At 54.5% G+C, this 26,066-nt stretch carries 20 protein-coding genes; 4 read left to right on the forward strand and 16 right to left on the reverse strand.

The annotated features are described in order from the left end of the window. Positions 1-85 precede the first annotated feature (85 nt). The 16 genes from ACMV5I_RS22290 to nagE all read right to left on the reverse strand — a co-directional run bounded on the left by ACMV5I_RS22290 (position 86) and on the right by nagE (position 21,278). Entirely contained in the window at positions 86-2,749 is a 2,664-nt protein-coding gene (locus ACMV5I_RS22290) for a beta-N-acetylhexosaminidase (protein ID WP_024483172.1), read from the reverse strand. A gap of 18 nt (positions 2,750-2,767) precedes the next feature. Then, complete coding sequence (gene chiQ, locus ACMV5I_RS22295) at positions 2,768-3,094, reverse strand: ChiQ/YbfN family lipoprotein (protein ID WP_121606201.1); 327 nt, start codon at positions 3,092-3,094, stop codon at positions 2,768-2,770. A gap of 50 nt (positions 3,095-3,144) precedes the next feature. Continuing rightward, complete coding sequence (chiP, locus tag ACMV5I_RS22300) at positions 3,145-4,533, reverse strand: chitoporin ChiP (RefSeq protein WP_024483174.1); 1,389 nt, start codon at positions 4,531-4,533, stop codon at positions 3,145-3,147. Positions 4,534-5,126: 593 nt separating this feature from the next. After that, positions 5,127-5,861, reverse strand: a complete 735-nt coding sequence (locus tag ACMV5I_RS22305) for an SDR family oxidoreductase (RefSeq protein WP_414825283.1) — start codon at positions 5,859-5,861, stop codon at positions 5,127-5,129. Positions 5,862-5,865: 4 nt separating this feature from the next. Beyond that, on the reverse strand, positions 5,866-6,114 hold the full coding sequence (locus ACMV5I_RS22310; protein ID WP_024529318.1) for an acyl carrier protein: 249 nt from the start codon (positions 6,112-6,114) through the stop codon (positions 5,866-5,868). Positions 6,115-6,131: 17 nt separating this feature from the next. Then, positions 6,132-6,932, reverse strand: coding sequence for a MaoC/PaaZ C-terminal domain-containing protein (locus ACMV5I_RS22315; RefSeq protein ID WP_174333100.1), 801 nt, complete (start codon positions 6,930-6,932; stop codon positions 6,132-6,134). 2 nt (positions 6,933-6,934) lie between these two features. Further along, positions 6,935-8,185: a beta-ketoacyl-[acyl-carrier-protein] synthase family protein gene (locus ACMV5I_RS22320; protein WP_202670860.1), complete on the reverse strand. Its 1,251-nt coding sequence runs from the start codon at positions 8,183-8,185 to the stop codon at positions 6,935-6,937. After that, a complete protein-coding gene (locus tag ACMV5I_RS22325) occupies positions 8,178-9,581 on the reverse strand; it encodes an efflux transporter outer membrane subunit (protein WP_414825291.1) in 1,404 nt (467 codons plus the stop codon). The genes ACMV5I_RS22320 and ACMV5I_RS22325 overlap by 8 nt, the downstream gene beginning before the upstream one ends. After that, positions 9,581-11,536, reverse strand: coding sequence for an ABC transporter permease (locus tag ACMV5I_RS22330; RefSeq protein ID WP_414825284.1), 1,956 nt, complete (start codon positions 11,534-11,536; stop codon positions 9,581-9,583). Before ACMV5I_RS22330 ends, ACMV5I_RS22325 begins: the two co-directional genes overlap by 1 nt. Then, positions 11,529-12,692 (reverse strand): efflux RND transporter periplasmic adaptor subunit, encoded by a 1,164-nt coding sequence (locus ACMV5I_RS22335; protein WP_414825285.1) that lies wholly within the window; start codon positions 12,690-12,692, stop codon positions 11,529-11,531. Before ACMV5I_RS22335 ends, ACMV5I_RS22330 begins: the two co-directional genes overlap by 8 nt. Continuing rightward, positions 12,689-14,827, reverse strand: coding sequence for a peptidase domain-containing ABC transporter (locus ACMV5I_RS22340; protein ID WP_414825286.1), 2,139 nt, complete (start codon positions 14,825-14,827; stop codon positions 12,689-12,691). The genes ACMV5I_RS22335 and ACMV5I_RS22340 overlap by 4 nt, the downstream gene beginning before the upstream one ends. A 24-nt stretch (positions 14,828-14,851) precedes the next feature. Further along, complete coding sequence (locus tag ACMV5I_RS22345; RefSeq protein ID WP_414825287.1) at positions 14,852-15,799, reverse strand: ABC transporter; 948 nt, start codon at positions 15,797-15,799, stop codon at positions 14,852-14,854. Continuing rightward, positions 15,799-16,467: a thiol:disulfide interchange protein gene (locus ACMV5I_RS22350; RefSeq protein WP_414825288.1), complete on the reverse strand. Its 669-nt coding sequence runs from the start codon at positions 16,465-16,467 to the stop codon at positions 15,799-15,801. Before ACMV5I_RS22350 ends, ACMV5I_RS22345 begins: the two co-directional genes overlap by 1 nt. Positions 16,468-16,681: 214 nt before the next feature. After that, positions 16,682-16,870 carry a DUF4762 family protein gene (locus ACMV5I_RS22355; protein WP_024483185.1) on the reverse strand — a complete coding sequence of 63 codons (189 nt, stop codon included), beginning with the start codon at positions 16,868-16,870 and terminating at the stop codon, positions 16,682-16,684. A gap of 517 nt (positions 16,871-17,387) precedes the next feature. Further along, entirely contained in the window at positions 17,388-19,052 is a 1,665-nt protein-coding gene (glnS, locus tag ACMV5I_RS22360) for a glutamine--tRNA ligase (RefSeq protein WP_121606192.1), read from the reverse strand. Between the two features lie 192 nt (positions 19,053-19,244). Continuing rightward, positions 19,245-21,278: an N-acetylglucosamine-specific PTS transporter subunit IIBC gene (gene nagE, locus ACMV5I_RS22365; protein ID WP_414825289.1), complete on the reverse strand. Its 2,034-nt coding sequence runs from the start codon at positions 21,276-21,278 to the stop codon at positions 19,245-19,247. Between the two features lie 336 nt (positions 21,279-21,614). On the opposite strand from nagE, the gene nagB reads away from it, so the two are divergent. The 4 genes from nagB to ACMV5I_RS22385 all read left to right on the forward strand — a co-directional run bounded on the left by nagB (position 21,615) and on the right by ACMV5I_RS22385 (position 25,640). Next, positions 21,615-22,415: a glucosamine-6-phosphate deaminase gene (gene nagB, locus ACMV5I_RS22370; protein WP_021805317.1), complete on the forward strand. Its 801-nt coding sequence runs from the start codon at positions 21,615-21,617 to the stop codon at positions 22,413-22,415. A gap of 18 nt (positions 22,416-22,433) precedes the next feature. Further along, a complete protein-coding gene (gene nagA, locus ACMV5I_RS22375; RefSeq protein ID WP_021805318.1) occupies positions 22,434-23,573 on the forward strand; it encodes an N-acetylglucosamine-6-phosphate deacetylase in 1,140 nt (379 codons plus the stop codon). Between the two features lie 26 nt (positions 23,574-23,599). After that, complete coding sequence (gene nagC, locus ACMV5I_RS22380) at positions 23,600-24,820, forward strand: DNA-binding transcriptional regulator NagC (protein WP_065686412.1); 1,221 nt, start codon at positions 23,600-23,602, stop codon at positions 24,818-24,820. A gap of 67 nt (positions 24,821-24,887) precedes the next feature. Continuing rightward, positions 24,888-25,640, forward strand: a complete 753-nt coding sequence (locus tag ACMV5I_RS22385) for an HAD-IIA family hydrolase (protein WP_024483189.1) — start codon at positions 24,888-24,890, stop codon at positions 25,638-25,640. The last annotated feature ends 426 nt before the right edge of the window (positions 25,641-26,066 follow it).

Here is a 26,066-nt window from a genome sequence, read left to right on the forward strand (position 1 = left end):
CCACTCAATTATCACAATTGCAGTTTGCTCTCACCTCGCACTATCTCCGCCCCTCTACCGACACGTAGGTGGGCGGAGTTCTCACTTACGCTTTCACTGGCTCGGCACGGCTGAAGCGTTTGCCATCCGGGCTGATTGCACGGATTTGCACGTCACCCGCTACCGATGGGCGTGCTTTATCGTCATAACGCTGCCACTGTTTGCCGCCGTCGGTGGAATATTCAATTCCCAGGCCCGGCAGAGCGATATTCGCCTCCAACTTGCCACCGATGATGCGTGCACCTGGGACCGGCAGGCGATAGCTCACACCCGCTTTATCCATCTTGGCCAGCTCACGTTGGCCAATCAGGTTGGCAAAGCGCAGCCAGTCCTGATCCAGAGTTTTGGTATCGACCTGATGGGTTTCGCCACCTTTGTACTCACGGCCAGCTTTGTAATCCTGCTCCCAGCTGGCGCGGTGCCATGCACGTTCTGCCAGCGACACGGCACGTGGGTAAATCATGTATTCCATCTGCTGGTCGGTACGCACCACTTCGCTCCACAGCTGGGCGGAAAGACCATATGCGCCCGGCCATGGTTTGTCGCTCTTGGCGGTGAAGTGGTTACCGTCACGGTCAACCGAGGTTTCGGCGTTCTGCGGCAGGTTGTTCGGCGCAAAGCTGAAGATCTTCTGCTCGTCGCTGAAACGGGTGCCCCAGTAGTAACCGTGCTCGTCCGGGCTGACTTCATACGGGAAGTCCATGTAGACGTAGTCCGGGTTAGAGATCACCACGTCATATCCCTTGTTCGCCCAGTCGTTAGCCGAGTCGAAACCACCCCAGTACAGGGTATCCCAGAAGTTCACCGCCACATGCTTGGTCGCGAAGGCCTTCGAGTCTTTGGCATCTTTCAGGCCGTCCTGCCACGCCTGCATTCTGTCAATGCCGTGCGCTTTCACCAACTGGCTGACTTCCAGACCGAAGTAGCTTGGCAAGTGTTCCATATCTTCCACTTTGCCGTCTTTGATGATGGCCTGACAAACCTGCGATTTGGCCCACGGCTTGTCTTCTTTGCTCAGATCGAGGATGCCCTTGCCCGCTTCCGGGTTTTTCACGTCGGTATAGCCAGCGCCCAGACGGATGTTCTTCGCTTCGTCCCCACCAAAGTGCCAGGTTTTCAGCGGCTGACCGGCCTCTTTGTGCATCTGGGCCACTTCGCCAATCACTTTGTCCACGAAGTTCTTGGAGGAATCCAGGCATGGGTTCAGGTAGCTCTGACGGTTGAAGTACTGCACCGAGGTGGTATTGGAGGTATCGGTCGGATCCACCAGGCGGAACTCGTTGGCCTCTTTCTCTTTCCCTTCGGCCAGCAGCTTCTTGTAGCGAGCTTCCATGGAAGTAATCGCCGCACGGGCGTGCGCCGGCATGTCGATCTCAGGGATCACTTCAATCTGGCGTGCCTGAGCATATTTAACGATGTCGATATAGTCCTGACGGGAGAAGAAGCCACCGTGCGGTGCCGGGCCAGAGCCGTATTGTGGCATCAGGCAGGTGGTCTCGCTCAGGTCATGACAACGCTGGCCGCCCACTTCGGTCAACTCTGGCAGGCCAGGGATCTCAATGCGCCAACCTTCGTCATCCGTCAGGTGGAAGTGGAATTTGTTCAGCTTGTAGGCTGCCATTTGATCCAGCAGGCGCAATACGGCGTCTTTTTGGTGGAAGTTACGCGCCACGTCCAGGAAGATGCCGCGGTATTGGAAGCGCGGTGCATCTTTGGCATCCAGGGTGGCGATCTTCTTGCTGCCATCCGAAGGGATTAACGACAGGATGGATTGCAGACCATAGAACACCCCAGTCTGATCGAAACCGACGATCTCGGCACCTTTCTCGCCAATCTTCAGCTGGTAGGCACCTGGCACGGCCTGATCGCCTTTGAATGCCGCTGGCTTGATATCCGTCTTGATCGGATAACCGTTCGCCTGGCTCTCAATGCCCAGCAAGGCAAAACGCTCGGCTGCTGCATCTGCCGCTGGCTTGGTCAACGCGCTCAGCTCCAGCGCCACGCCTTTGCTCAGGTCAATATCCTTCGCATGGACTTTAACTTCCATCGGGGTTGGGATGATTTGCCCACGCAGCGATGCCATCGGCAACACTTTCAGATCCTGGTTCTTGGTGAAGCGGCTTTCCGGCACCATCAGAATGTTGTTGTCATCCTTGGTACGCTTCCACTGGTCACCGGTGAACGGGGCCACAAACTGGTTAACATCTTCGGTATCGGTATTTGACAGGATCTTCGGCTGAGCATCGCCGGAAGTGGCATACCAACGCGGCAGGAAGTCGGTGCGGAACAGCTGCCAGTATTCAGCGATAATCGGGATTTCCACCGCCTGATTGGCCGGGAAGCTGGTGAATTTGTCCGTCGGTTCCAGCTTATACAGATCGCCGGTAATGTGGGTGATTTTGAACTGGTCGTTATCAACCTTCAACGTTTGGCGCGGGCTGTGGAAATAGATCGCCCAGTCTTTATCTTTGATTTCCTGATTGCCGTTGGTCAAGGTGATCAGCACCTTGTGGCAGGACGCCCAGTCGGCACCCAGCTTGGCACAGTCCACGCCGTTCTCAGCGGCACGGTTGTCCAACATCTTCAGATTGACCTGCAGCTGGCTGAGTTGATCAACCACCTGCTGGTTGGCCATGGCAGAACCTACGCTGCCCAATAGCCCAACGGTAGCCGTCAGGGCGGCGAGAGCACTCATCTTAAACTTGTTCATCTGCAACCTCTTGCGTAATCAGTTGTTGTTTGCGCGAATTTCTTTCCAAATCTTGCCGCATTTGGCGTCATACGCCTGGCCATTGCCGGTATGGGCGGCCTGGATGCAGCTTTGGTAATCCAGCACCCGCACGGTTTCCTGCTCAGCGAACTGTTGGTGCTGTTTCTCTTGCTTCAACACGTTCAGCACCGCCTGGCAGGCCTGCAATTTCTCTGGTGAACCTTCCGCGGTATTGATACAGGCGCTGTAGGCCTGGCGCAGCTTGACATCTTCCGGTGGCGCGGCCGATTGCGAGCAGGCGCTAAGCCCGGCAACCGCGACCATAATCAGCATCAGTTTTTTCATGGTTAAAGTCCTGTGGCATTTCCCCGGCAGCCTGGCCACCGGGGAGCGCATTAGAAGATGGTGAACGGTGCGATAACGATGAATTTGACGTCTTTCTCGTCCTGGAAGATGTTGCCGTAACCGCCGCCCCAGCTTGGAATATCGGAATGGTTGTCATACTGCGTGAAGTGCAGTTTGAACAGGGTGCCTTTGGCGCGACCGTCCTGCATGGTGTACATCGCATCCAGGCTGTAAGCGCTCTCTCTCAGGCGCTGGCTCTGATCGTAAATCGGGTTGGTGCTTGGCTTGGCGTCCCAGGCGTAAACGTAGGAAGCGCCGACGGCCATACCAGGCAGGTTCCAGTTGCTCAGGTCATACATCACGCCACCAAACACGGCTTTTTCGCCGTTGGCGTTAAAGTCGGAGCGGTTATCCCACCAGATATCGAGGCGGCCGTTTGAGGAGGCATAAGTCGGGGTCATACGCTGCAGGAAGAAGCCTTGGTTACCTTCCGCCTTGACCATGGTGCCTTCCAAGCGCCAGTTGAACTGGCCGGTGGTATAACCGAAGGTCAGCGCCTGCAACCATGCCAGACCATCATAGATGCTGTTCGGATCGCTATTGTCGCCGATACGGTCTTCAGCACCGTAGAACTGGTAGCTGGTAGTCATCGGGTTACCAGCCAGGTCAAACTTGTAAGACGCCTTGGTGAAATACTGATTCACGTAGCCTTGCGCCTGGCCAAATGCGGCTTCCAGTACCAGGTCGTTTTTGAAATCGTATTTGGCACCCAGCGAGTGCAGGTAGGAAACGTCTGTTTTGCGATCGTTCTGACGGAAGTCGTCCATCTCGATGTGCCAAGGCGCTTTGTACTTGTTGGTCCACATGTAGGAGAAACTCAACGCACCTGAATCGCCATAGTCAAAGTTGGCACCGGCTTCAGCACCCTGGTAGGTACCCGGCATAAAGCTCCAGTGCGGGGCCAGCAACGTTTGCCCGCTTGGCTGGATATAACCGGCACGCGCCCAGACCGGGCCGTACTTGAACTTACCGGCCGCTTTATACAGGCTGATACCACTTTTATCGCCGGAGTAATCTTCGTCATAGGTACGGTTACGGCTGGAGAACGCGATTTCGTTCGGGTGGCCACTCTCGCTGGATTCGGCCATTTCGATGGCGGTGAACGCCGCCACATCGATGCCAAACATGTCCGCCGCATAGCCGGAGTTGAAATCCAGGTTGGCGTTCCAGGTGGAGTGAGAGAGGTTGGTTTTAAAATCACCGGTTTCAACGTCTTTGCGATCGCGTTGACGTTGCCAGTAATAGACCCCACCGGTCAGCGTAGAATCGTCGATAAACCCTTCGGCTTGCGCTTCTGGGGCCATGACGAATCCGCTTCCTAATATTGCACCCGCGACAGCGAGCGCCAGCGTTTTACGCTGAGCACCGTGCGTACCCATAAGAAAATTCCTCTTTGACTTTGACTTTAAAGTGCGCCCGCCTGCGTTCACCACTGCCCTGCACGGTCGCTAATAAAAAAACCCTAATCGGGTAAAATTGTGCCGGATGATAAAATTCACCTCGGCCTTGATACTGTAGCTAGACTATTTTTCGCGACGCGAATTATCAAATGAAAAATGAGAGAGATTTGTCAAAGTATGACAAGGTGCACACATTGATGATAATTCGTTACAATAATGAGCAAGGTCACTATTTATAAATAATTACCAATAAAATCATATAATAAAAGCTTAAAAAAGCTAATCCCCTGTGGATTGAAAGGTTTCAGCAAGCGGAATACGCCGATTGGCGCCAAAAATGAGAGCGCTCTACAAATGATATTAATTCGCATCGCGAATATATAAGTCGAGATGATGAAAAATGATACGCGGTGACAACCAAGTTAATTCTTAGAAAAAAACAAGCGTGATCACCGCTAACACCAACGCAAGGGAGGGTTGGTTTTAGGGATAAAAAAAGCCGAAACGGACGCAGCATGTACACTGGTTTAGGTGCGGGATTTGTAGGGACGAACATGTTCGTCCCAAGTGGGTCAGGCAGTTAACCCTCCGTCGAGGATCAGGCTCTGTCCTGTCATATAACGACTGTCATCGCCGATCAGAAATACCGCCGCCCTGGCGACTTCGCTGGCCTTGCCCAAACGCCGCAATGGGATTTGTTTGCGCAGCGCCTTCAGCGCCTCCGGTGGGATCGCGTCTGTCATCTCGCTGTGAATGATCCCAGGCAGCAGGCAATTCACTCGGATGTTAAAGCGCGCCACCTCCAACGCCAGCGACTTGGCCAGGCCTATCATCGCCGATTTGCTGGCAGCGTAAGCCGTTTGCCCTACATTGCCCTTGATCCCCGTTATCGAAGACATCAGTACGATGGCACCTTCGCCCTGCCCCATCATGGCTGGCAGCAGGTGGCGGTTCCAGTAGAATACGGCATTGAGGTTGGTGTCGATCACCTGCCGCCAGCGCTCGCTCGTTTGTTGGATGTGCAAACTGTCTTGGGCGATCCCTGCATTATGGATCACCGCCAAAGGCGCACCGAGGCGGGCCAACAGATCTGGCGCTACAAGGTTCACCGCCTGTTCATCACTGCCATCACAAGCAACGCTTTCCACCCAGCCAGGCAAACCGGCGCAGGCCTCAATCACCTCGGCTGAGGACGACCGATCGCTACGGCAGGTCAACACTACGTTCCACCGTTTGGCCAACTCTTCCACCAGCGCGCGGCCAATCCCCCGGCTACCGCCGGTCACTAATACCCATTGTCTGGTCATAGGCTTATTTTTGCTGTTCGGCCAGAGATTGGCACAGTTCACCCAGTGTCATATTGGGTTTATCGATAAACATTTCGGCACTCAACGTAGCCCCGAATTCACGCTTGGCCAGCACCATCAGTTCGACGTAATCCAGGCTATCGAGTTTGAGCTGATGCAAGGGCATCTCTGGCGAGAGGTCGTCCATCTCGAGATCTTTGGCATCACAGATCATTTCGCTGACGGTGAGGTAAACTTGTTGGTACTTTTCCATGGTATGTCCTTATGTTGTTAACTGACCAACGGCCAGGTTTTCAAGGTGACTGCCGTTGTTATCAGCGGCTGCGACAGCGTGTTAGCCTGGATCTCCGCCCGTAACACCAGGCCGCTGTGTTTATCCCCCATGATCAGCATGGGCGAAATCTGGTAGTACAGCCGCTCTTCAAGGTGAAAATGGGGATCGGGGGTAAAAAGTTGGGCGCTAAAGTGGGTTTCATGGTGTGTCTGCACCACCGGGATCTGTGCGAACACGTCGAGCAGCGTCTCGGCAGCCAGTTCGGGAAATGCTGCGCTCAGCGTCGCCAGCGTTGCCGGGGATTGCACCAACAGCTGAAATAACAGCGCATCAAAGAACCCCCAAGTCTGAGTGATATCAGAGACCTCTCCGGGAAACAGGCGGGCTAGTGCCATTACTTCAGCAGTCGTTAGCGAGTGTTCCTTCACGCCAGCACTCGATGGCAAGAGTGGGGCCGAAGTCAGCGTGCTGCTAAAACAGCGTTCCTGCGAGGTACTGTCCAGCAGCGCACCGGTCACCGAGCTTCCCTTGCTGGCAATTTGCAACTGATACGACGTCTGGCACAACACTGGCTGGCGCAAACGTGCGCGGAAGGTACAGCCCTCCTGATCCGGCGCTGTAGCCAACAGGGCTGTGCTCAGGTGCCGTTTCATATCCAGCATCGCACGCATCCCATGTACGCTCAGTTGCGCCACACCGATCTTGCGCGCCTGTTGCAGGTCAAAATGGATCGGATTGTAATCACCAGAAAATGCGGCCCAGGCTTCAGCATCTTGCACGCTATAAGTGAGATCCATACTCATGCCTGCCCAATCACCAAGGCCGCATTGGCTCCGCCAAAACCAAAGCTCAGATTCAGCGTGTTTTGTAACGGTGCAGAGCGATGCCCCTCACCGATGTAATCCAGATCGCATTGTGGATCGGCATTCGTCAGGTGACAGGTCGCAGGCATCATCTGATGTTGTATGGCTTGCAGGCAAATAATGGATTCAAAACTGCCCGCCGCCGCAATCAGATGCCCGGAATAAGATTTGGTGCTGGAAAGCGGTGTGCTAAAAGCGGCTTCCCCGAAGGCCAGTTTGATGGCCTGCGTTTCGTTCAGATCGTTGAGTGGCGTAGAGGTGCCATGCGCATTGATATAGTCGATATCAGCCGCCGCCAATCCCGCCTGGTCCAATGCTCGCGCGATAGTCTTGACCCGGGCAAGCTTGTCTTCGGCTGGGGCAGTAAAATCGACGGCATCGGAATAATTACCGTAACCTTTGATCTCGCCAAGGATAGTTGCCCCGCGAGCCAGCGCGGCTTCCCGTTCTTCCAGGCACAAAACGGCCGCCCCTTCTGACAGCACAAAACCGTTGCGATCCAGGCTGAACGGGCAGCAGGCCTTGCGGATATCTTCCTGCTCGCTCGCCAACGCGCGAAGGATGTCGATGTTCCACACTGCGGCATCGGTACGCAGCGACTCCCCGGCCCCGGCAAGCATCATGGAGGCACGTCCACTGCGGATCACCTCAAAAGCATCCCCGATGGCGATCGTCCCGGTCGCACAGGCCGCAATCGGGCTGTTTTGATAACCGCGCAGGCCCCAGAACAGGCTGCACGCCGCCGTAGCCGCATTCGGCATCGACAGGAAACAGCCAAACGGTGACCCCAGCCCCGTGCGCAGATAGCCTTCATAATTCATATGGGTTTCATCTTGCCCCGCCCAGCCGCTGCCCATAATCGTGCCGCACTCCAGCAGATCGTAATAGGCCGCGGGGCTTTCACCCTGAAACGCCATGCCCATAGCCTCACGGGCCGCTGCCAACACCAACCGGGCAAAACGCGGCAGGCGACGACGGATCGCCGCAGGAACCCCTTTCAAGCTAGGCTCCTCGTCGATCAGCCCCAGAAAACGTGACTGGATCCCGACGCTGGATTTATCGTAATAACGGTAACCTAGCTGATAATCCATGATCGCCGCCCAGCTTTGCGCTGCATTCATTCCCAGCGGCGTCACCGCCCCGTAACCGGTGACCACCACTCGGCGCGGCATTAAACCTTTATTCATGATTTCCCCTTTCCTTGTCATTGTCTTTTGCCACACCACCGCCCAATGCCAGCCAGAGTTTCATGGTGGCATTGAGGTAGCTGTACTGCAGATCCGCCAGATTATTTTCAATGGTCAGCAGGGCATCTTCTGCATCCAGCAGCGTCTGGAAAGAAACGGCTCCCGCCTGGTATTGGCTAGTCGCCAGCGCTAAACGCTGCTGGCCTAGCTGCAGATTCTGCTGCTGGTTTTTTCTTTGCTGCTGATAGCCAAGCCGCTGCGTCATCGCGTTATCTACATCGGACAAGGCGCTGTAGACCGTGCTGCGAAAGACAATCGCCGCTTGCTTGACATCCAGATCCGACTTTTCGATGGTCAGTTGTACGGTGTTCCATTCCACAAACGGTAAGGCAGCGTTAGCACCCAATGTTCTGGCCGGATTGCTGAACCATTGCTGGAAAACATTACTGGCAGCCCCGAGTGATGCACTCAACGAAAGCGTCGGATAAAAGCCTAGGCGGGCTACATCCGAACCCGCCAACGCCGCGCGCAGCTGGCTTTCCGCCGCTTTCACATCCGGGCGGCGGGCGATAACCTCAACCGGCAGCATCCTGGCTATCGGCACATCCTGGTGGGTGTCCAGAGAAGATCGCTCTACCTGACGATCGGTGGGCGAACGGTTGAACAGGATGGCCAACGCGTTGCGGGCCTCCTCGCGCTGTTGTTGCAACAGGCGCAGCCGGTTTTCACGCTCGATCACCGATTGCTGCGCCTGCAATACATCAAGTTGCCCAGCCGCGCCCGCTGCGTAGCGGGATTGCACCATGTCGAGCGTCTGCTTACTGATTTTCAGCCCGGTCTGCTGTTGCGTGATCTGCTGATTGAGGCTGGCGATCTGCCAGTAATAGCGCGCGGTATCACCGATCAATATCAACGCGGTGTTTTGCCGATCCTGCTCCGAGGCCTCAACCTGCCACTGGGCCTGCTCTCTGGCCCGCGCCAGCTTGCCCCACAAATCCAATTCATAGCTCAGATCCAGCGAGGTACGGTAAGACTCCGTCGGGGTGGTATTGCTGCGCAGGTTTTTTTCATTGCTTGCGCCGCCGCTAACCGCAACGTCCGGTGTCAGGTTGGTATTGGTTAACCCCGCCGTCAATCGCGCCTGCTGTAGCTGCAATCCGGCAATCGCCAGATCGTTGTTACTGGTCAGCACCTGGCCAATCAGGCTTGAGAGCTGTGGATCGTCAAAGCTGTCCCACCAACGTTGGCTGTGCTGTAAATAACCTGCCCCGCTCTCCTGCTGCCGCCATTCGGAGGGCACAGAAAGCATGGGCTGCTGATAGTCGCTTTTGACTAATGAGCCACATCCCGTCAGCAATAAGGGGAATAACAGTGTCCAGGAAAGTTTGCCCATCATCATTCGCGTGCCAACGCCTCCGTAGGGTGAAGGCGCGCTGCATTACGCGCAGGGAAAAAGCCAAACCCCAGGCCGATCAGCGCCGAGAACCCGCAGGCCAGCACCATCGGTGGCCAGGTAAAGATCATGGAAAATTCCTGCGTTACCCAGGAGAAAATCACCCCGACCAGCCCGGCACCGATAATGCCAATCAGCCCACCCAGCGAGCAGATCACCATCGCTTCGATCAGGAACTGGCGCATAATATCCGCAGGACGCGCCCCAACCGACAGGCGGATGCCGATCTCATGGGTTCGTTCTGTCACGGATACCAGCATGATATTCATCACGCCAACGCCCCCCACCAGCAGGGAAATTCCGGCGATGGCGGTGATCAGCAGCGTCATGGAATCCGACGCCTTACGGATGGCCTGCGTCATCTGGTCATTGGTCTGGGTGAAAAAGTCACGCTGGCCATGCGCCTGCTCCAGTAATGCTTCTACCCGGCCTTGCACCTCACGCAATGAAATACCGTCGTTGACCCGCAGGGTTATTGATTCGATCGGCATATTGCCGGACATACGCTCCAGCAACGCGGTGTAAGGCATCCACGCCCCAAGCATCATGCCGCTGAACTTACCGCCTTTACGCTCGGCAATGCCGATCACCCGGAAAGGCGTACCCGCCAACTGGATGATCTCCCCCTCAGGCAGCTCATCTGGCTCAAACAGCGTGGCGCGCAGTTCCGGATCGATGATCACCACCGGTTCACGCTCGTCCAGATCACGCCCGGTAAAGCCGTTGCCGGAGAGGAAATGCAGGCCCTGCACGCGAAAATACGCGTTGCTGATGCCGGAAATCGATACCATGGCCTGCTTGCCTCCACGTACCGCTTTTACCGTATTGCTGACCAACGGCGACACGCTATCGACATAAGGTTGCTCCGCCAGCAGTTCGACATCAGACACCGTAAGCGCCCGCGCAAAGTCGGGGCGGAGATTATCCCAGCCCAGCCCCGGCCGGATCTCCAGCGTGCTGGTGCCCAGTTGGCTGATTTCATTCAGAATACTTTGCCTAGCCCCTTCCCCGACCGCCATGGATGACACCACCGAAGAGATACCGATGATGATACCCAGCATCGACAGAAAGGCCCGTGCACGGTGCCCTAACAAGGCCCGCCAGGCCATCTTGACGGCCTCTTTCACGCTTTGCCAAAACCTTGTGCGGCCAGTAGCCACGGCAACCGGCAGCGCTGGCGGGGTCTCCAACGGCGCGACGGCATAGTTGGCCTGGTCGGAAATAATCTCACCGTCGCTGATTTCAATGATGCGCTGTGCCTGATTGGCAATATCACGATCGTGGGTCACGATAATCAGAGTGTGTCCTGCCTGGTGCAGTGCGTGCAGGATCCCCATTAACTCTTGGCCGCTGGCACGATCGAGCGCCCCCGTCGGTTCGTCAGCCAGAATGATTTCCGCCCCGTTCATCAGTGCCCGGGCGATACTGACCCGCTGTTGCTGCCCACCGGAAAGCTGGGCCGGTTTGTAATGAATACGCTGCTGCAACCCAAGCCGGGTCAGTAAATACTCGGCCCGTTGCTGACGCTCAGCCGTCGGCATCGCCGTATACAGAGCCGGGATGGCGACGTTTTCAGCGGCGCTGAGGTACGGCATCAGATGATAGCGCTGGAAAATAAACCCAATGTACTGGCTGCGTAATTGAGCCAGCTGTTCGCTACTGGCTTCTGGGGTGGAAATACCCTTGATGGACATCTCCCCCTGCGTCGGCTTATCCAGGCAGCCAATGATATTCATCAGCGTGGATTTCCCCGATCCGGAAGCGCCAATGATCGCCACCATTTCGCCCCGCTGAATGGTGAGTGAGATAGATTTCAGCACCGCCACCGTCTGCAATCCGGACACAAAATGGCGAGATACGCCGCGCAGGGCGATCAAAGGCTCACTATGTTCAGCCATGATGATCGCTTCCCGTCACCGAGGAGCTCAGCACCACGCGATCTCCCTCGTTGAGCCCTTCTTTGACTTCGGCAAACTGCCGGTCATTAAGTCCAATACGGACCCAGCGTAGCTCAAGCTGCTTGCCATTCATCACCTGCACCTGATAGTGGTCTGCATCCCGCTGTGCACCAAAGGCGGCAACCGGCACACGCAGGATATTCCTGGCCTGTTCGGTGATGATAAACACCTGAGCAGTCATTGAGGTTCGAAGCAAACGCTGGGTGTTGGCGATCACAAATACGCCGTTGTAATACACCGCAGAGGCTTGTTGGCTGGAGGAAGTCGCGAGGCTGTCGTCCAGCAAGGCCTCGCTAGGCGCATCCTGGATCGAGCCCATCACACTCTCATAGCGCTTTTTCGGATCGGCAACCACGTAAAACCACAGTGGCTGCCCAACGCGAACCTTGAGAATGTCCGTTTCTGAAATGCGGGTATGCACTGACATGGTGTCGACATCCGCCAATACCAAAATGGTGGGTACGGTTTGAGAAGAGACAATGGTTTGCCCCTCTTTGGTGACAATCCCCAACACTTCGCCATCTATCGGCGCGACAATGCGGGTAAAGCCCAGGTTGGCGCGGGCCGTTTCCAGCTCCATCTGTGCCTGAACGATTTGGGCATCATTCACCTTTAGCTGGGCGACCTGCGTCTGGAGCTGGGCCTGGGCTTTCTGCAACTCACTTTTTACGCCGGAACCTTCGCGATCCATTCTGCGCTGCCGGGTCAGTTCCTGCTGATACTGTTTGAGTATCGCCTGAGTGACCTGCTTCTGCGCCTGCGCGCTTTGTAATGCCGCTTCTGATTTACGCAATGCATTCTGCTGCAACGTGGGGTCAATCTCTGCCAACAGTTGCCCGCGAGTGACGCGATCCCCCTGTTTCACATACAGCTTTTGCAGTTGCCCGTTGACCTGCGCCCCGACGCTGACCTGTAGCAATGGTTTAAGTATCCCGGTAGCCAGCACCGTTTTCTCAATATCACCACGGGTAATTTCGGCAGTATTGAGGGCACCCTCTGAGGTTGGCGTCATGGCATACCAGACAACCGCACCGCTCAATGCGGCCAATGCCAGCACAGCCATCAGCAACTTCTTCCCTGTCATTTTAATTTTCATGAGTATGCTGCCGCTGTCAGGTCTGGTTGCGATGCGAACAGGGTATCAACCTGCGCCATACCTCCATTGTCCATGCGATAAACCCGATCAAACATCGACAGCACACTTTCGCTATGTGTCACGGTGATCAGCGTTTTGTGCTGTTCACGACAATGGGTCAGCAAGGTCGTCATCACCTGATGCGCCGTATTTTCATCCAGGTTGGCCGTGGGCTCATCCAGCACCAGCACCGGGCAATTGCTGTACATTGCCCGAGCTAATAACAGGCGTTGGCGCTGCCCCAGGGACAACCCGGCATGGCTTTCACGGATCAGGGCATTGAGCCCACCCGGCAGTTTTTCAACGACCGAGTGCAGATTCAGCCCCTCAAGGGAACGTTTAATCCGCTGGTGTTGATGCTCATCCACGTTCTCATCAAACAGCGTGATGTTCTCTAGCACCGAGGCATTGAACAGAATATCTTCCTGACTTTGCAGGAAGAACAAGGTGTGTATCTGCCGATAATCGACCGGCTGACCATCGACCACCACCTCACCTTGCTGCGGTGCCATCAGGCCGGTCATCACTTTCAGCAGCGTGCTTTTGCCGGTGCCCGATTCACCGACAATGGCAATCCGTTGGCCGGGTTGCAGCGATATCGACAAATCATGCAGCACCGGCAGTTGGGCATCGTAGGCAAAGACAATATGGCGAAAACTCAACCGAGAGCTGAACTGCGGGAGCATTTTAGGTGCCGCTTCATGCTCTGAGTGGGCAGGAAACAGATCCCGCGCACGGGTATCGATGACGTGCAGCTGGTTCTTCTGCAAAATGGCGTAGAATATTTTGGTGATATACGAGGTGAAAATCTCCCGCACAAAGCTGTAGGCAAAAAACTCCCCCAGCGTCAGGACACCCTTTTTCAATAATGGCAACGCCAGCAGCATGAAAAACACCATCTCCAGGCTGCCGATCAGCTGATACAGGCTGCTTTTGACCTGCTCATAGATCCTCTGCTGTTGCTGGCAGGTAAACAGGGATAGCGCGTAGCGGGCAAACACGCTTTTGCGCTGGCTATCCAACCCAGCGGATTTGATGGTGGAAAAACCCTGAATGCTTTCCAGAATAAAGTCGCTTTGCTCCGCCGTTTTTACCTGCAACTGCTGGGTGTAATAGCGATCGCGGTAGATGGCCCAGACGCTGATCAATCCCATTAGCGTAACGCCAACTCCAGAGACCATCGCCAGCAGCGGGCTCATGTAACACATGACGCCTAACGCGATAGCGCCGATAATCCAATCGGTACGCAGGCCGTTATCCAGCTCGATCTTGATGCCTGACGCCAGCTGCCAGTTAGAGAAGCGGCTGAACACGTCGCCCGGTGCGCGTTTGGCAAAGAAGTTGAGCGAATTACCGAGTAACCGCGAGAAACCGGCTACGCTGTTGACCACCACAAAGCGTTTGATAAACCGCTCCGTAACCCAACGCACGGCAAAGGCCAGCAGGGTAGAAACAAAAAACGCCAGCAGGAAATAGAAATACGGGAAGTCGGCGTCACCCGCCGAGGAGTAAACCTGATTGATGGCGCTGCCCACCATCGTCGGCATGATGAACAGGGTTAAGGAAATCAGAAAGGCCAGCACCATCAACCGATAGATACCCGGCATCCTGGCGGTCTCTTTCAGGCTCATGCACTCCAAGGCTTTGAAACCCGTACTGCGCTTTTTATCAGCCTGTGCCTGTGGGTCGGGTTGGTTTTCACTGTCCAGCACCAGCGCGTAGCCGCTGATTTCCAGTTTTAATGCATCGATGGGCAACAGTTGCTGGCCTATCGCCGGGTTCATCACGCAGACATAGTTGCCTTGGCGGTACGCCAACAGCACATAGTGGCTGGCACCATAGTGTAAAATGGCAGGCAGGGGCAGCTCCGCCAGCTCACCATGATCGAAAATCACCGGGTAAGCGGGTATGGCCAGCTCAGAGAGAATGGTGCATAACGTGGTCAACGAGGTGCCATGCTGCGACGCAGGATAGCGTTCACGCAAGTTCTCCAGCGGGGCATCGATGCCCTGCGTCTGCGCCAGCATGGCGATACAGGCCAACCCACACTCATTGGTTTCACCTTGAAAAACCTGCGTCGGGATTATCTTTTCCATGATCTGACTTCTTCAATTTCCAGATTATTCATTGATAAAAAATAACGAATGCGAGTGCCATAACAGCCAGTCTTCAGGATGCCGGGCTATCGACGTTTCAATGATTTCCGGCAGCCTGGCTTTCAAGCTGCGAGCCTGCACCGGCGGCTCAATATGGATTTTTAGTTCCTGGTCGTAATACAGGTAATAAAAAACCACCTGTGCCGATAACGCCCGGGCAATGCGTATCACTCCGCTGTGCAGATTGGCAGGGCGATCAAAAAGCCGACAAGGTAGTTTTGCCGTTGCTGCCGTATTGGCATTGACGGTGTAATCGGGGGTGATATCAGGGAAGATCATGATGTTCCGCCGATGATCCGCTGCCTCCATGATCGCCGCCATCAGGTTGCCAGCAATTTCCCGGCTATCGTCATGGATCGAACAATAAGCAAGATTGACCTTCCCTAGCTGACGGACTTTTTCCTGATAGATTTCCACACTGCTGGAAACGATCACCGTTGCCTGGCCAGGGAAAGCCGCGCCCCCAACCATCCCGGCCAACACATCGGACACCATATGCAACGGAGCTAGCACCACCGGCGAACCGGCTTGATGCAAAGGCTCCACCACGGCATTCAACTGTGCTTTACAACGCTCCATCTGATCCTGTATCTGTGGACTTTGCCCATAGGTAGCGGCCAGATCCAATAGCCGCCGACGATAGCTCACCCCGGCAAAATCCAATTTACGGCCATCGCCAAGCAAGCACTGCTTATTGGCGGCGGCTACAAAAGCACGCCTACGCTCCCCTCGATCGCTCAGCCGCAACCTTCTGCCCCACGCCGCCAGCGCAAGAAACCAACGATAATCACCGTGCTGCAATAACCAACAGGCGGTGCTCCTCTGCGCTTTGCGCAAGGGCGCCATACTACGCGTCAGCGTTGCCAGGCTATTTCGCCATGCCAGATAGGCCCACACAGCAAAGAAACGCATTAGGGCTCCAGCGGTTTATCATGCTGTAACAACGACAACAGGTGGTCAGCAAACTCGGGGAACTCACGATCCTGTAATGCCAGCCATTTCCTGTTGACGATAAAGCTCGGCGTTGCGTCTATGTTGTAATAGCGGGTGACATCGGTCATATAGCTCAGCAAAGCTTTAACCTGTGGGGTCTGGCTAACTCGGCTGTACTCCGCGAGATCGATGTTTTGTTCCTGAAGCCAGATATCACGATTTTTAGGGTTACTCAGATCGACCTTGTCCCGGATAATCGCGTCATAGGCGCTCTGACGGTGCTGCGGTTCAATGCCCATCACCGTTAGCGTCGCAAACAATGAGGAAAAACTGGCCAAACCATTCATCTGCTCGTTATTGATATGCAAACGGATCAACTTGCTCCCGGCAGGCATCCGCGCTTCCAGCTTATCGATATTTTCTTCATTCAGGGCGCAGTAGTGGCAGCCATAAGAGAAGAGCTCGATAAGGGTATTGTCTTCGTTGATCGGACTATTGTTAGCATTGTTATTATCGAAAGCGACCAGGCTTTGCTGTTCGTCATTAGTGTTCAATACAAAATAGTGAAAATAGGCTGTCGTCACGAGGGATGAGACAATAATAACCACTAACGTATACAGGGTAATAAACAGAGGGGTTCTGAACATAAAAAACGCGTCCTAAAAAGGCCTGGCAATGAGCTTTATTGTTGCGAAACAGGCTGACACGAAAAAAACCTCGCATCAGCACTGAAATAAACGCTGAATAATGATCCATGCCTTACCCGCCCTTACTGGACACAGGGTTGAGCGTGACTCTGGCTCAATAACCATCTACTCAAGGGTAGTAAGGACGGTGGCAACAGGATACCGTTACTCAGTATTACTTCTCAATGATACCGCAATTGGCCAATGCGGTAGGTTTAGAGTCCTGGCTGATGACTTTACCGGTTTTATCGGTACAGGTCGTTACCATATTGCACTTGAAACCAGAGGCGATATATTTGGTAGAACAGGTTTTGCAGGTACCGCCGACAATTGAGTTGGCTTGAGAAACAGTAAGCTTTTTCACAACATAATCCTTATATAGTGAGTATAAATCAGCCTTGGCAATATCTATCCGATAGAAAAAAGCCATGCTTAGTATAAAGGCACAATAAACTATGCCTTTATTAAAGCATGCTGATTTTTATTATTTACCATCCTGTATTTCTGGCAAGAATAGCCGAACAACTAACGCAGATCAATAAATTTGTGGCTAATACGCAGAGCGAAAAAATATAAGTATAAGTGGTCGCAACCTCCCGTCATTTCGATATTTAGTAATAGGAATAAGCCAAGGTGAACGACTCAGAATTTACGCAATATTAAGTGCAGGCCAGATAAATCCGACGAATTTATTACCACATTTGTCTTATGGTCTTATGGTTGCAGGTAAAAACGCGGGCTAAATAACCAAAATCAGGGACAGTAAGCGGGAGGGGAAGTGACATGAGGGTAGTATTCAGAGCAAAACTGGAGATGTCTCTTGACCAGAAGATCCGATCAAGAGACAAACAGGCAAGGAAACGCGCTAGGCTTGGCTAAGCTTAAGCGCCAATCTTGGCCCAGGTATCACGCAGGCCTACGGTGCGGTTAAACACCAAGCGCTCGGCTGTAGAATAGCGGCTGTCGGCGCAGAAATAACCTTCACGTTCGAACTGATAGGCTTTTTCCGGCTGGGCAGCTACCAGGCTTGGCTCGACAAAGCCTTGCTTGATAATCAGCGATTCCGGGTTGATGGTGGCGAGGAAGTCCTCTGCCGCCGCCGGGTTAGCCACGCTGAACAGACGATCGTACAGGCGAATTTCTGCCGGTAAGGCGTGTGCCGCAGACACCCAGTGGATCACGCCTTTCACCTTGCGGCCATCGGCAGGATCTTTACTCAGTGTATCTGGATCGTAGGTGCAGAAAATGGTGGTGATTTCACCCTCCGCATCCTTCTCCACACGTTCCGCCTTGATCACATACGCATTACGCAGGCGCACTTCTTTGCCCAGCACCAGGCGTTTGTACTGCTTGTTGGCTTCTTCGCGGAAGTCTGCACGGTCGATGTACACTTCGCGGCTGAACGGCACTTCACGGCTGCCCATTTCCGGCTGGTTCGGGTGGTTAGGCATGGTCACCATTTCCACGTCTTGCGACATGTTCTCGATGATCACCTTTACCGGATCCAGCACGGCCATGGCACGCGGTGCGTGCTCATTCAGATCGTCACGAATACAGGACTCCAGCGCCATCATCTCGACGTTATTGTCCTGTTTGGTGACGCCGATACGCAGGCAGAATTCGCGAATGGAGGCGGCCGTATAGCCACGACGACGCAGGCCGGACACGGTTGGCATACGTGGGTCATCCCAACCTTCAACAATCTTCTCGGTGACCAGCTGGCTCAGCTTGCGCTTGGACATGATGGCGTATTCGAGATTCAGGCGTGAGAACTCGTACTGACGCGGATGGCAAGGGATGGTGATGTTATCCAGCACCCAGTCGTACAGGCGGCGGTTATCCTGGAACTCCAGGGTACACAGCGAATGGGTGATCCCTTCCAGCGCATCGGAAATGCAGTGGGTGAAATCGTACATCGGGTAGATGCACCATTTGTTGCCAGTCTGATGGTGTTCCGCAAACTTGATGCGGTAGATCACCGGATCGCGCATCACGATAAACGGCGAGGCCATATCGATCTTGGCGCGCAGGCAAGCAGTGCCCTCGGCAAACTCGCCGTTACGCATCTTCTCAAACAGCGCCAGGTTCTCTTCAACCGTGCGGGTACGGTACGGGCTGTCTTTGCCCGGAGCCGTCAGCGAGCCACGATATTCACGGATCTGCTCGGGAGAAAGCTCGTCAACATAGGCCAGGCCTTTGTTGATCAGCTCAACCGCATACTGGTGCAGTTGATCGAAATAGTCCGAGGAATAACGAACGTCGCCGCTCCAGGTAAAGCCTAACCACTCCACATCGTGCTTGATGGAGTCGACAAATTCGATGTCTTCTTTTACCGGGTTGGTGTCATCGAAGCGCAGGTTACATTGGCCCTGATAATCCTTGGCGATACCAAAGTTCAGGCAAATGGACTTGGCATGGCCGATATGCAGATAGCCATTAGGCTCCGGTGGGAAACGTGTATGAACCGACGTATGCTTCCCTGATGCCAGATCTTCATCAATGATCTGACGGATAAAATTGGTTGGGCGGGCTTCTGCCTCACTCATGTCACTATTCCTCAAATGCAAAGCGCTACACATATAACCTTCTATGTTCCAATAAGCCGCGCCCAGAAACAACCGTTATTCGTCAAGTTCCCATGGTGCAAAAACAAAAAAAGCGGGAAAAGATCGCTCTTTTCCCGCTGATACTGCTTACCGCCCGTTTAACGCCCGGGCGGAGCCAGGGTTAAACCCAACTTATTTCTGGATCTCGAACAGCTTGGTCTGGCCAGCAACGACATTGCCGGTTGCCAGCGCCGTCAGGCCAGCATAGTCATCAGCATTGCTGACCACTACCGGGCTGATCATCGAGCGCGCATTGGCGTTCAGGTATTCCAGATCCATTTCCAGGATAGGTTGACCTGCTTTCACCTCAGCACCCTCTTCCACCAGGCGTTTGAAGCCCTGACCGTTCAGCGCCACGGTGTCGATACCCATGTGCACGACGATCTCCGCGCCCTTGTCTGTTTCCAGGCAGAAAGCGTGGTTGGTATTGAAGATCTTCACCACGGTGCCATCAGCTGGCGCCACGACGGTTTTATCGGTTGGGCGAATCGCCACACCGTCACCGACCGCTTTGCTGGCGAAGGCTTCGTCCGGCACCTGATCCAGAGCAACCACTTCACCGGTTACCGGCGCCACCAGCGCTTCCAACACGGTTTTAGCGACGTTAGGTACGGCCTGCGGTTTAACTTCTGCCGCAGCGGCTGCGGCGGCTGGAGCAGAGGCTGCCGCTACCGGGCCTGCTGCAACCACTTTAGTCATCGCACTGGCAATCAGTTCGGCACGAGTCCCGACAATCACCTGCACGCTTTGTTTGTTCAGACGGATCACGCCAGAAGCACCCAGGCGTTTAGCCAGAGCATCGTTCACCAACGCAGAATCTTTAACGTTCAGACGCAGACGGGTGATACAGGCATCGATCCCGGTCAGGTTGTCAGAACCCCCGATGGCGCTCACATAGCGACGAGCCAGGGTAGTGGTTTCATCTTCGTTCTTACTAGCAGCGGTATCCACGTCATAACCGTCGGTTTCGTCACCGGCAACCGCCAGTTCACGGCCTGGGGTCATCAGGTTGAATTTTTTGATGGTGAAGCGGAAGACCACGTAGTAGATAGCGAAGAACACCAGGCCTTGCGGGATCAGCATGAACCAGTGGGTCGCCAGTGGGTTACGCGTTGACAACGCCATATCCACCAGACCGGCACTGAAGCCAAAACCGGCAATCCACTGCATGCTGGCCGCGATGTACACGGAGATACCCGTCAGAATAGCGTGGATCACATACAGCACAGGAGCAACGAACATGAAGGAGAATTCCAGCGGCTCGGTGATCCCGGTGAAGAAGGCAGCGAACGCCCCCGCCATCATGATACCCAGCACTTTCGCTTTGTTCTCTGGACGTGCGCAGTGGTAGATGGCCAGTGCTGCACCCGGCAGACCGAACATCATGATTGGGAAGAAGCCTGCCTGGTAACGACCGGTGATACCGATAGTCGCTTTACCCGCTTCGATAGACTGCGAACCACCCAGGAAGTTAGGAATATCGTTAATACCGGCAACGTCAAACCAGAATACCGAGTTCAGCGCATGGTGCAGACCGACCGGAATCAACAGACGGTTGAAGAAGGCGTAGATACCGGCACCGGCAGAGCCGAGCTTTTGGATCTGCTCACCGAAGCTGACCAGACCGTTGAACACGACCGGCCAGATGTACATCAGGATGAAGGCAACCAGGATCATCAGGAAGGAGATCAGGATTGGCACCAGACGGCGGCCGCTGAAGAATGACAGCGCTTTCGGCAGTTCAACACCGCTGAAACGGTTGTAGACTTCGGCAGAAATGATACCCACCAGGATACCCACGAACTGGTTCTCGATTTTGCCAAAGGCGGCTGGAACCTGATCGAGAGGGATCTTCTGAATCATTGACACGGCGGCAGGTGAACACAGCGTGGTCACTACCAGGAAGCCGACAAAACCGGTCAGTGCAGCAGCACCGTCTTTGTCTTTGGACATACCGTAAGCCACACCAATGGCGAACAGGACCGACATATGATCGATAATGGCCGAACCAGATTTGATGAACAAGGCTGCCAGAGCATTGTCCCCACCCCAGCTAACCGGGTCAATCCAGTAGCCGACACCCATCAGGATGGCCGCGGCAGGCAGTGTGGCTACCGGAACCATCAAGGCCCGACCCACCTTTTGTAAATAACTAAGAATGTTCACCTTTTCCCCCTATTCGTCCGATGCCGGACCCTATTGGCAGTTTATTGAGATAACTCACTACCTTTTTAGAAATAACGCTTGGCACGTATCACTCATGCGGAGTGTAAAAAAATTATTTCGTATCGCAAATTAAAACCTCCTTTTTTGTGACAAATGTCACCAAAAAGTAGTGTTAAACTGCCACATTGCTAGCCATCGCACAAAACTTATTTTATCATTCAAAAAATCAACGGGCAGTAATCCCGAATACCAGCTTCACAAAGCTGAGTTACGCTTTAAGCTACGGTTGTTGCCCGTACCAGTATAGACACAGTTTATTCTACCTAGAGGTGTACGATGAGACTTATCCCACTACAAGACACTACTCAAGTCGGCAAATGGGCCGCACGCCATATCGTTCAGCGTATCAACGCCTTCAAACCGACCGCAGATCGCCCGTTCGTCCTTGGCCTGCCAACCGGTGGCACCCCGCTGGAAGCCTACAAACACCTGATCGCGATGCATAAAGCCGGTGAAGTCAGCTTCAAGCACGTCGTGACCTTCAACATGGATGAATATGTTGGCCTGCCGCAGGAACACCCGGAAAGCTACCACACCTTCATGTACCGTAACTTCTTCGACCACGTTGATATCCCACGTGAAAATATCAACCTGCTGAACGGCAACGCACCAGACGTTGACGAAGAGTGCCGTCAGTACGAAGCCAAGATGAAATCCTACGGCAAAGTTAACCTGTTCATGGGCGGCGTAGGCTTCGATGGCCACATTGCGTTCAACGAACCAGCGTCTTCCCTGGCTTCACGCACCCGTATCAAAACGCTGACCGAAGAAACCCGCATCGCCAACTCCCGCTTCTTCGACGGTGACGTGAGCCAGGTGCCAAAATATGCCCTGACCGTCGGCGTAGGTACCCTGCTGGATGCGGAAGAAGTGATGATCCTGGTCACTGGCCGTGGCAAGGCACAGGCGCTGGAAGCCGCAGTGGAAGGCAGCATCAACCATCTGTGGACCATTAGCTGCCTGCAGCTGCATGCCAAAGCCGTGGTGGTTTGTGACGAACCGTCCACCATGGAACTGAAGGTGAAAACCGTTAAGTATTTCCGCGAGTTGGAAGCGGAAAGCGTTAATAGTCTTTAATTTTTTGCAGGGGGCTACATGTTCGCTTTAACCCAATGCCGGATTTTTACCGGCCACGACGTGCTTGATGACCATGCGGTAGTGATTGCTGATGGCCTGATTGAACGAGTCTGCCCACTGGCCGAGCTGCCAGCAGGCATCGAAACGCGCGATCTGGGTGGCGCCATCCTAGCCCCCGGTTTTATCGACGTGCAGCTTAACGGCTGCGGCGGCGTGCAATTTAACGACTCACTGGAAGCCATCTCGGAAACCACGCTGGAAATCATGCAGCGCGCCAACGAGAAATCTGGCTGTACCAGCTATCTGCCAACGCTGATCACCTGCAGCGACGATTATATGAAGCACGGCATCAACGTGATGCGCGCTTATCTGAAGAACCATCCCAATCAGGCCCTTGGCCTGCATCTGGAAGGGCCGTACCTGAGCCTGGAGAAGAAAGGCACCCACAACCCGGCGTTTATCCGCAAGCCTACCAGCGAGATGATCGACTACCTGTGTGCCAACGCCGACGTGATCAGCAAAGTGACCCTGGCGCCAGAAATGGTGGAACCACACTTTATCAAACAGCTGAGCGACGCCGGTATCGTAGTGTCCGCTGGCCACTCCAACGCCACTTACGATCAGGCACGCGTTGGTTTCGCCGCAGGCATTACCTTCGCCACCCATCTGTACAATGCCATGCCGTACATCAGTGGCCGCGAACCGGGCCTGATGGGCGCGATCTTCGACACGCCAGAAGTGTATACCGGCATCATTGCCGATGGGCACCACGTGGCCTGGGCGAGTATCCGTAACGCCAAGCGGGTAAAAGGTGATAAATTGGTGCTGGTTACCGATGCTACTGCACCAGCAGGCGCGGATATCGATCAGTTTATTTTTGCGGGTAAAACCATTTATTATCGTGACGGCCTGTGCGTTGACGAAAACGGCACTCTGAGCGGCTCCGCACTGACCATGATCGAAGCGGTGCAGAACAGCGTAGAGCATGTCGGTATCGCACTGGACGAAGCGCTGCGTATGGCAACGCTCTACCCGGCTCGCGCTATCGGTGTCGAACAACGTTTAGGCACCATCGAAGCCGGCAAGGTCGCCAACCTGACCGCCTTTACCCGTGATTACCAAATCACCAAGACCCTCGTTAACGGCAACGAGGTTTAATCCATGAACAGCGAGTAGAATTATTGATGAGCACTGGCGGACAAGCACAAATAGGGAATGTTGACTTAGTTAAACAACTTAACGGCGCAGCAGTGTATCGCCTGATCGACCAGCAAGGCCCGATCTCGCGCATTCAGATTGCCGAACTCAGCCAGCTTGCCCCCGCCAGCGTCACTAAAATTACTCGCCAACTGTTGGAGCGCGGGCTGATCAAAGAGGTCGATCAGCAAGCCTCCACCGGTGGCCGCCGTGCCATTTCCATTGTCAGTGAAACCCGCAATTTCCACACCGTTGCCGTCCGCCTCGGCCGCCATGATGCCACTATCACCCTGTACGATATGGGCGGTAAGTCGCTCGGAGAGGAGCACTATCCTCTGCCGGAACGCACCCAGGAGACACTGGAAAACGCACTGCTCAACGCCATTGCGCAGTTTATCGAAAGCTACCAGCGCAAACTGCGCGAACTGATCGCCATTGCCGTGATCCTGCCTGGCCTGGTCGATCCGGCTTTAGGCGTAGTGCGCTACATGCCGCACATCAGCGTCGATAACTGGGCGTTAGTCGACCATCTTCAGCAACGCTTCAACGTCACCAGTTTTGTCGGCCACGATATCCGCAGCCTGGCCTTGGCGGAGCACTACTTCGGGGCTACCCGGGATTGTGAAGACTCCATTCTGGTGCGCCTGCACCGGGGCACCGGCGCCGGGATCATCGTCAACGGCAAAATCTTCCTCGGTAATAACGGCAACGTGGGGGAGATTGGTCATATTCAAATCGATCCCCTCGGCGAGCGCTGCCACTGCGGTAACTTCGGCTGTCTGGAAACCGTGGCAGCCAACGCTGCTATCGAACAACGCGTACGCCACCTGCTGAGTCAGGGCTACCCAAGCAAAATGACGCTGGACGACTGTAGCATTGCCGCCATCTGCAAAGCCGCCAATCGCGGAGATTTGCTGGCCAGCGAAGTGATCGAACACGTTGGCCGCTATCTGGGCAAGGCGGTAGCCATCGCCATCAACCTGTTCAACCCGCAAAAAGTGGTGATCGCCGGTGAAATCACCGAAGCGGACAAAGTGCTGTTACCCGCCATCCAAAGCTGCATCAACACCCAGGTACTGAAGGATTTCCGCAGAAACCTGCCGGTGGTCACTTCCGAACTCAACCATCGTTCAGCGATCGGTGCTTTTGCCCTGGCTAAACGGGCAATGCTCAACGGTGTACTTCTCCAACGGCTGCTAGAAAGTTAAACTGCCTGTTTGGCAGGGATGCACTTCTGGCTTTTTTGCCCTGCCGTTTATCATGAGACCAGCAACAATGACTATCAAAAACGTGATATGTGACATCGACGGCGTGCTGCTGCATGACAATACCCCGATCCCTGGAGCCGATCTGTTCCTGGCTCGTATTCAGGAGCAGGGGATGCCGCTGGTGGTGCTAACCAACTACCCTTCACAAACCGCCCAGGATCTGGCCAACCGCTTTGCCGCCGCAGGCCTGGACGTGCCAGAAAGCGCGTTTTATACCTCAGCGATGGCGACGGCCGATTTCCTACGCCGCCAGGAAGGTAAAAAAGCCTATGTGGTGGGCGAAGGCGCACTGATCCACGAACTCTACAAAGCCGGCTTTACCATCACAGATATCAACCCGGATTTCGTGATCGTGGGTGAAACCCGTTCCTACAACTGGGACATGATGCATAAAGCGGCCTTCTTCGTGAACAACGGGGCACGGTTTATTGCCACCAACCCGGATACCCATGGCCATGGTTTCACACCGGCCTGTGGGGCTCTGTGCGCGCCGATCGAGAAGATCACTGGCCGTAAGCCGTTTTATGTCGGCAAGCCTAGCCCGTGGATTATCCGAGCCGCACTGAACAAGATGCAGGGACATTCGGAAGAAACGGTGATTGTCGGGGACAACCTGCGCACCGATATCCTCGCTGGCTTCCAGGCCGGGCTGGAAACCGTGCTGGTGCTGTCTGGCGTCTCAAACCTGAACGATGTTGAATCCATGCCGTTCCGCCCGAGCTATATCTTCCCTTCCGTGGCGGATATCACCATTTTTTAAGCCGCAAGCAATGGCCCCTCACCCTAACCCTCTCCCACAGGGAGAGGGGACCGATCCAGCTCGTTGATCGCTTGACGTAATACCTTACCTTTCTGTTCTTACACTCTACTTTCCGAAGTCGCACAAGCTAATCAAGATCTCCGGACAGCTCCCTCTCCCTATGGGGACCGATCCAGTTAGATTGAAAGTGTAGTGATTCTTCATAAGCACCGGCTGATTGAACCTGCTCATCCTGGTTAAAGTGACGATCGAGTTGCTTGATCAGCTCCTTACTTCCAAAAGTGCAGAGTCTACCAGCTCCCTCTCCCTGTGGGCTGAGTGATCCCCAGTAATATGGTCAGCATCCCATGACCATATTACTGTACTCATTCCCTAACTTTTTCAGCATGTTAACTATATTCATCCGTCTCACTATTCCCGGTCTGT

Source organism: Serratia sp. T13T92 (genome assembly GCF_047530105.1).
Lineage (GTDB): Bacteria > Pseudomonadota > Gammaproteobacteria > Enterobacterales > Enterobacteriaceae > Chania > Chania fonticola.

Excerpts from the sequence above, each read along its gene's own strand:
- ACMV5I_RS22320 (WP_202670860.1), bottom strand. The coding sequence starts at position 8,185 with ATGAATAAAGGTTTAATGCCGCGCCGAGTGGTGGTCACCGGTTACGGG.
- ACMV5I_RS22310 (WP_024529318.1), bottom strand. The coding sequence starts at position 6,114 with ATGGAAAAGTACCAACAAGTTTACCTCACCGTCAGCGAAATGATCTGT.
- chiQ (WP_121606201.1), bottom strand. The coding sequence starts at position 3,094 with ATGAAAAAACTGATGCTGATTATGGTCGCGGTTGCCGGGCTTAGCGCC.
- ACMV5I_RS22305 (WP_414825283.1), bottom strand. The coding sequence starts at position 5,861 with ATGACCAGACAATGGGTATTAGTGACCGGCGGTAGCCGGGGGATTGGC.
- ACMV5I_RS22350 (WP_414825288.1), bottom strand. The coding sequence starts at position 16,467 with ATGTTCAGAACCCCTCTGTTTATTACCCTGTATACGTTAGTGGTTATT.
- ACMV5I_RS22315 (WP_174333100.1), bottom strand. The coding sequence starts at position 6,932 with ATGGATCTCACTTATAGCGTGCAAGATGCTGAAGCCTGGGCCGCATTT.
- ACMV5I_RS22330 (WP_414825284.1), bottom strand. The coding sequence starts at position 11,536 with ATGGCTGAACATAGTGAGCCTTTGATCGCCCTGCGCGGCGTATCTCGC.
- nagA (WP_021805318.1), top strand. The coding sequence starts at position 22,434 with ATGTTCGCTTTAACCCAATGCCGGATTTTTACCGGCCACGACGTGCTT.
- ACMV5I_RS22340 (WP_414825286.1), bottom strand. The coding sequence starts at position 14,827 with ATGGAAAAGATAATCCCGACGCAGGTTTTTCAAGGTGAAACCAATGAG.
- glnS (WP_121606192.1), bottom strand. The coding sequence starts at position 19,052 with ATGAGTGAGGCAGAAGCCCGCCCAACCAATTTTATCCGTCAGATCATT.
- nagC (WP_065686412.1), top strand. The coding sequence starts at position 23,600 with ATGAGCACTGGCGGACAAGCACAAATAGGGAATGTTGACTTAGTTAAA.
- ACMV5I_RS22385 (WP_024483189.1), top strand. The coding sequence starts at position 24,888 with ATGACTATCAAAAACGTGATATGTGACATCGACGGCGTGCTGCTGCAT.
- chiP (WP_024483174.1), bottom strand. The coding sequence starts at position 4,533 with ATGGGTACGCACGGTGCTCAGCGTAAAACGCTGGCGCTCGCTGTCGCG.
- ACMV5I_RS22325 (WP_414825291.1), bottom strand. The coding sequence starts at position 9,581 with ATGATGGGCAAACTTTCCTGGACACTGTTATTCCCCTTATTGCTGACG.
- nagB (WP_021805317.1), top strand. The coding sequence starts at position 21,615 with ATGAGACTTATCCCACTACAAGACACTACTCAAGTCGGCAAATGGGCC.
- ACMV5I_RS22335 (WP_414825285.1), bottom strand. The coding sequence starts at position 12,692 with ATGAAAATTAAAATGACAGGGAAGAAGTTGCTGATGGCTGTGCTGGCA.
- ACMV5I_RS22345 (WP_414825287.1), bottom strand. The coding sequence starts at position 15,799 with ATGCGTTTCTTTGCTGTGTGGGCCTATCTGGCATGGCGAAATAGCCTG.
- ACMV5I_RS22290 (WP_024483172.1), bottom strand. The coding sequence starts at position 2,749 with ATGAACAAGTTTAAGATGAGTGCTCTCGCCGCCCTGACGGCTACCGTT.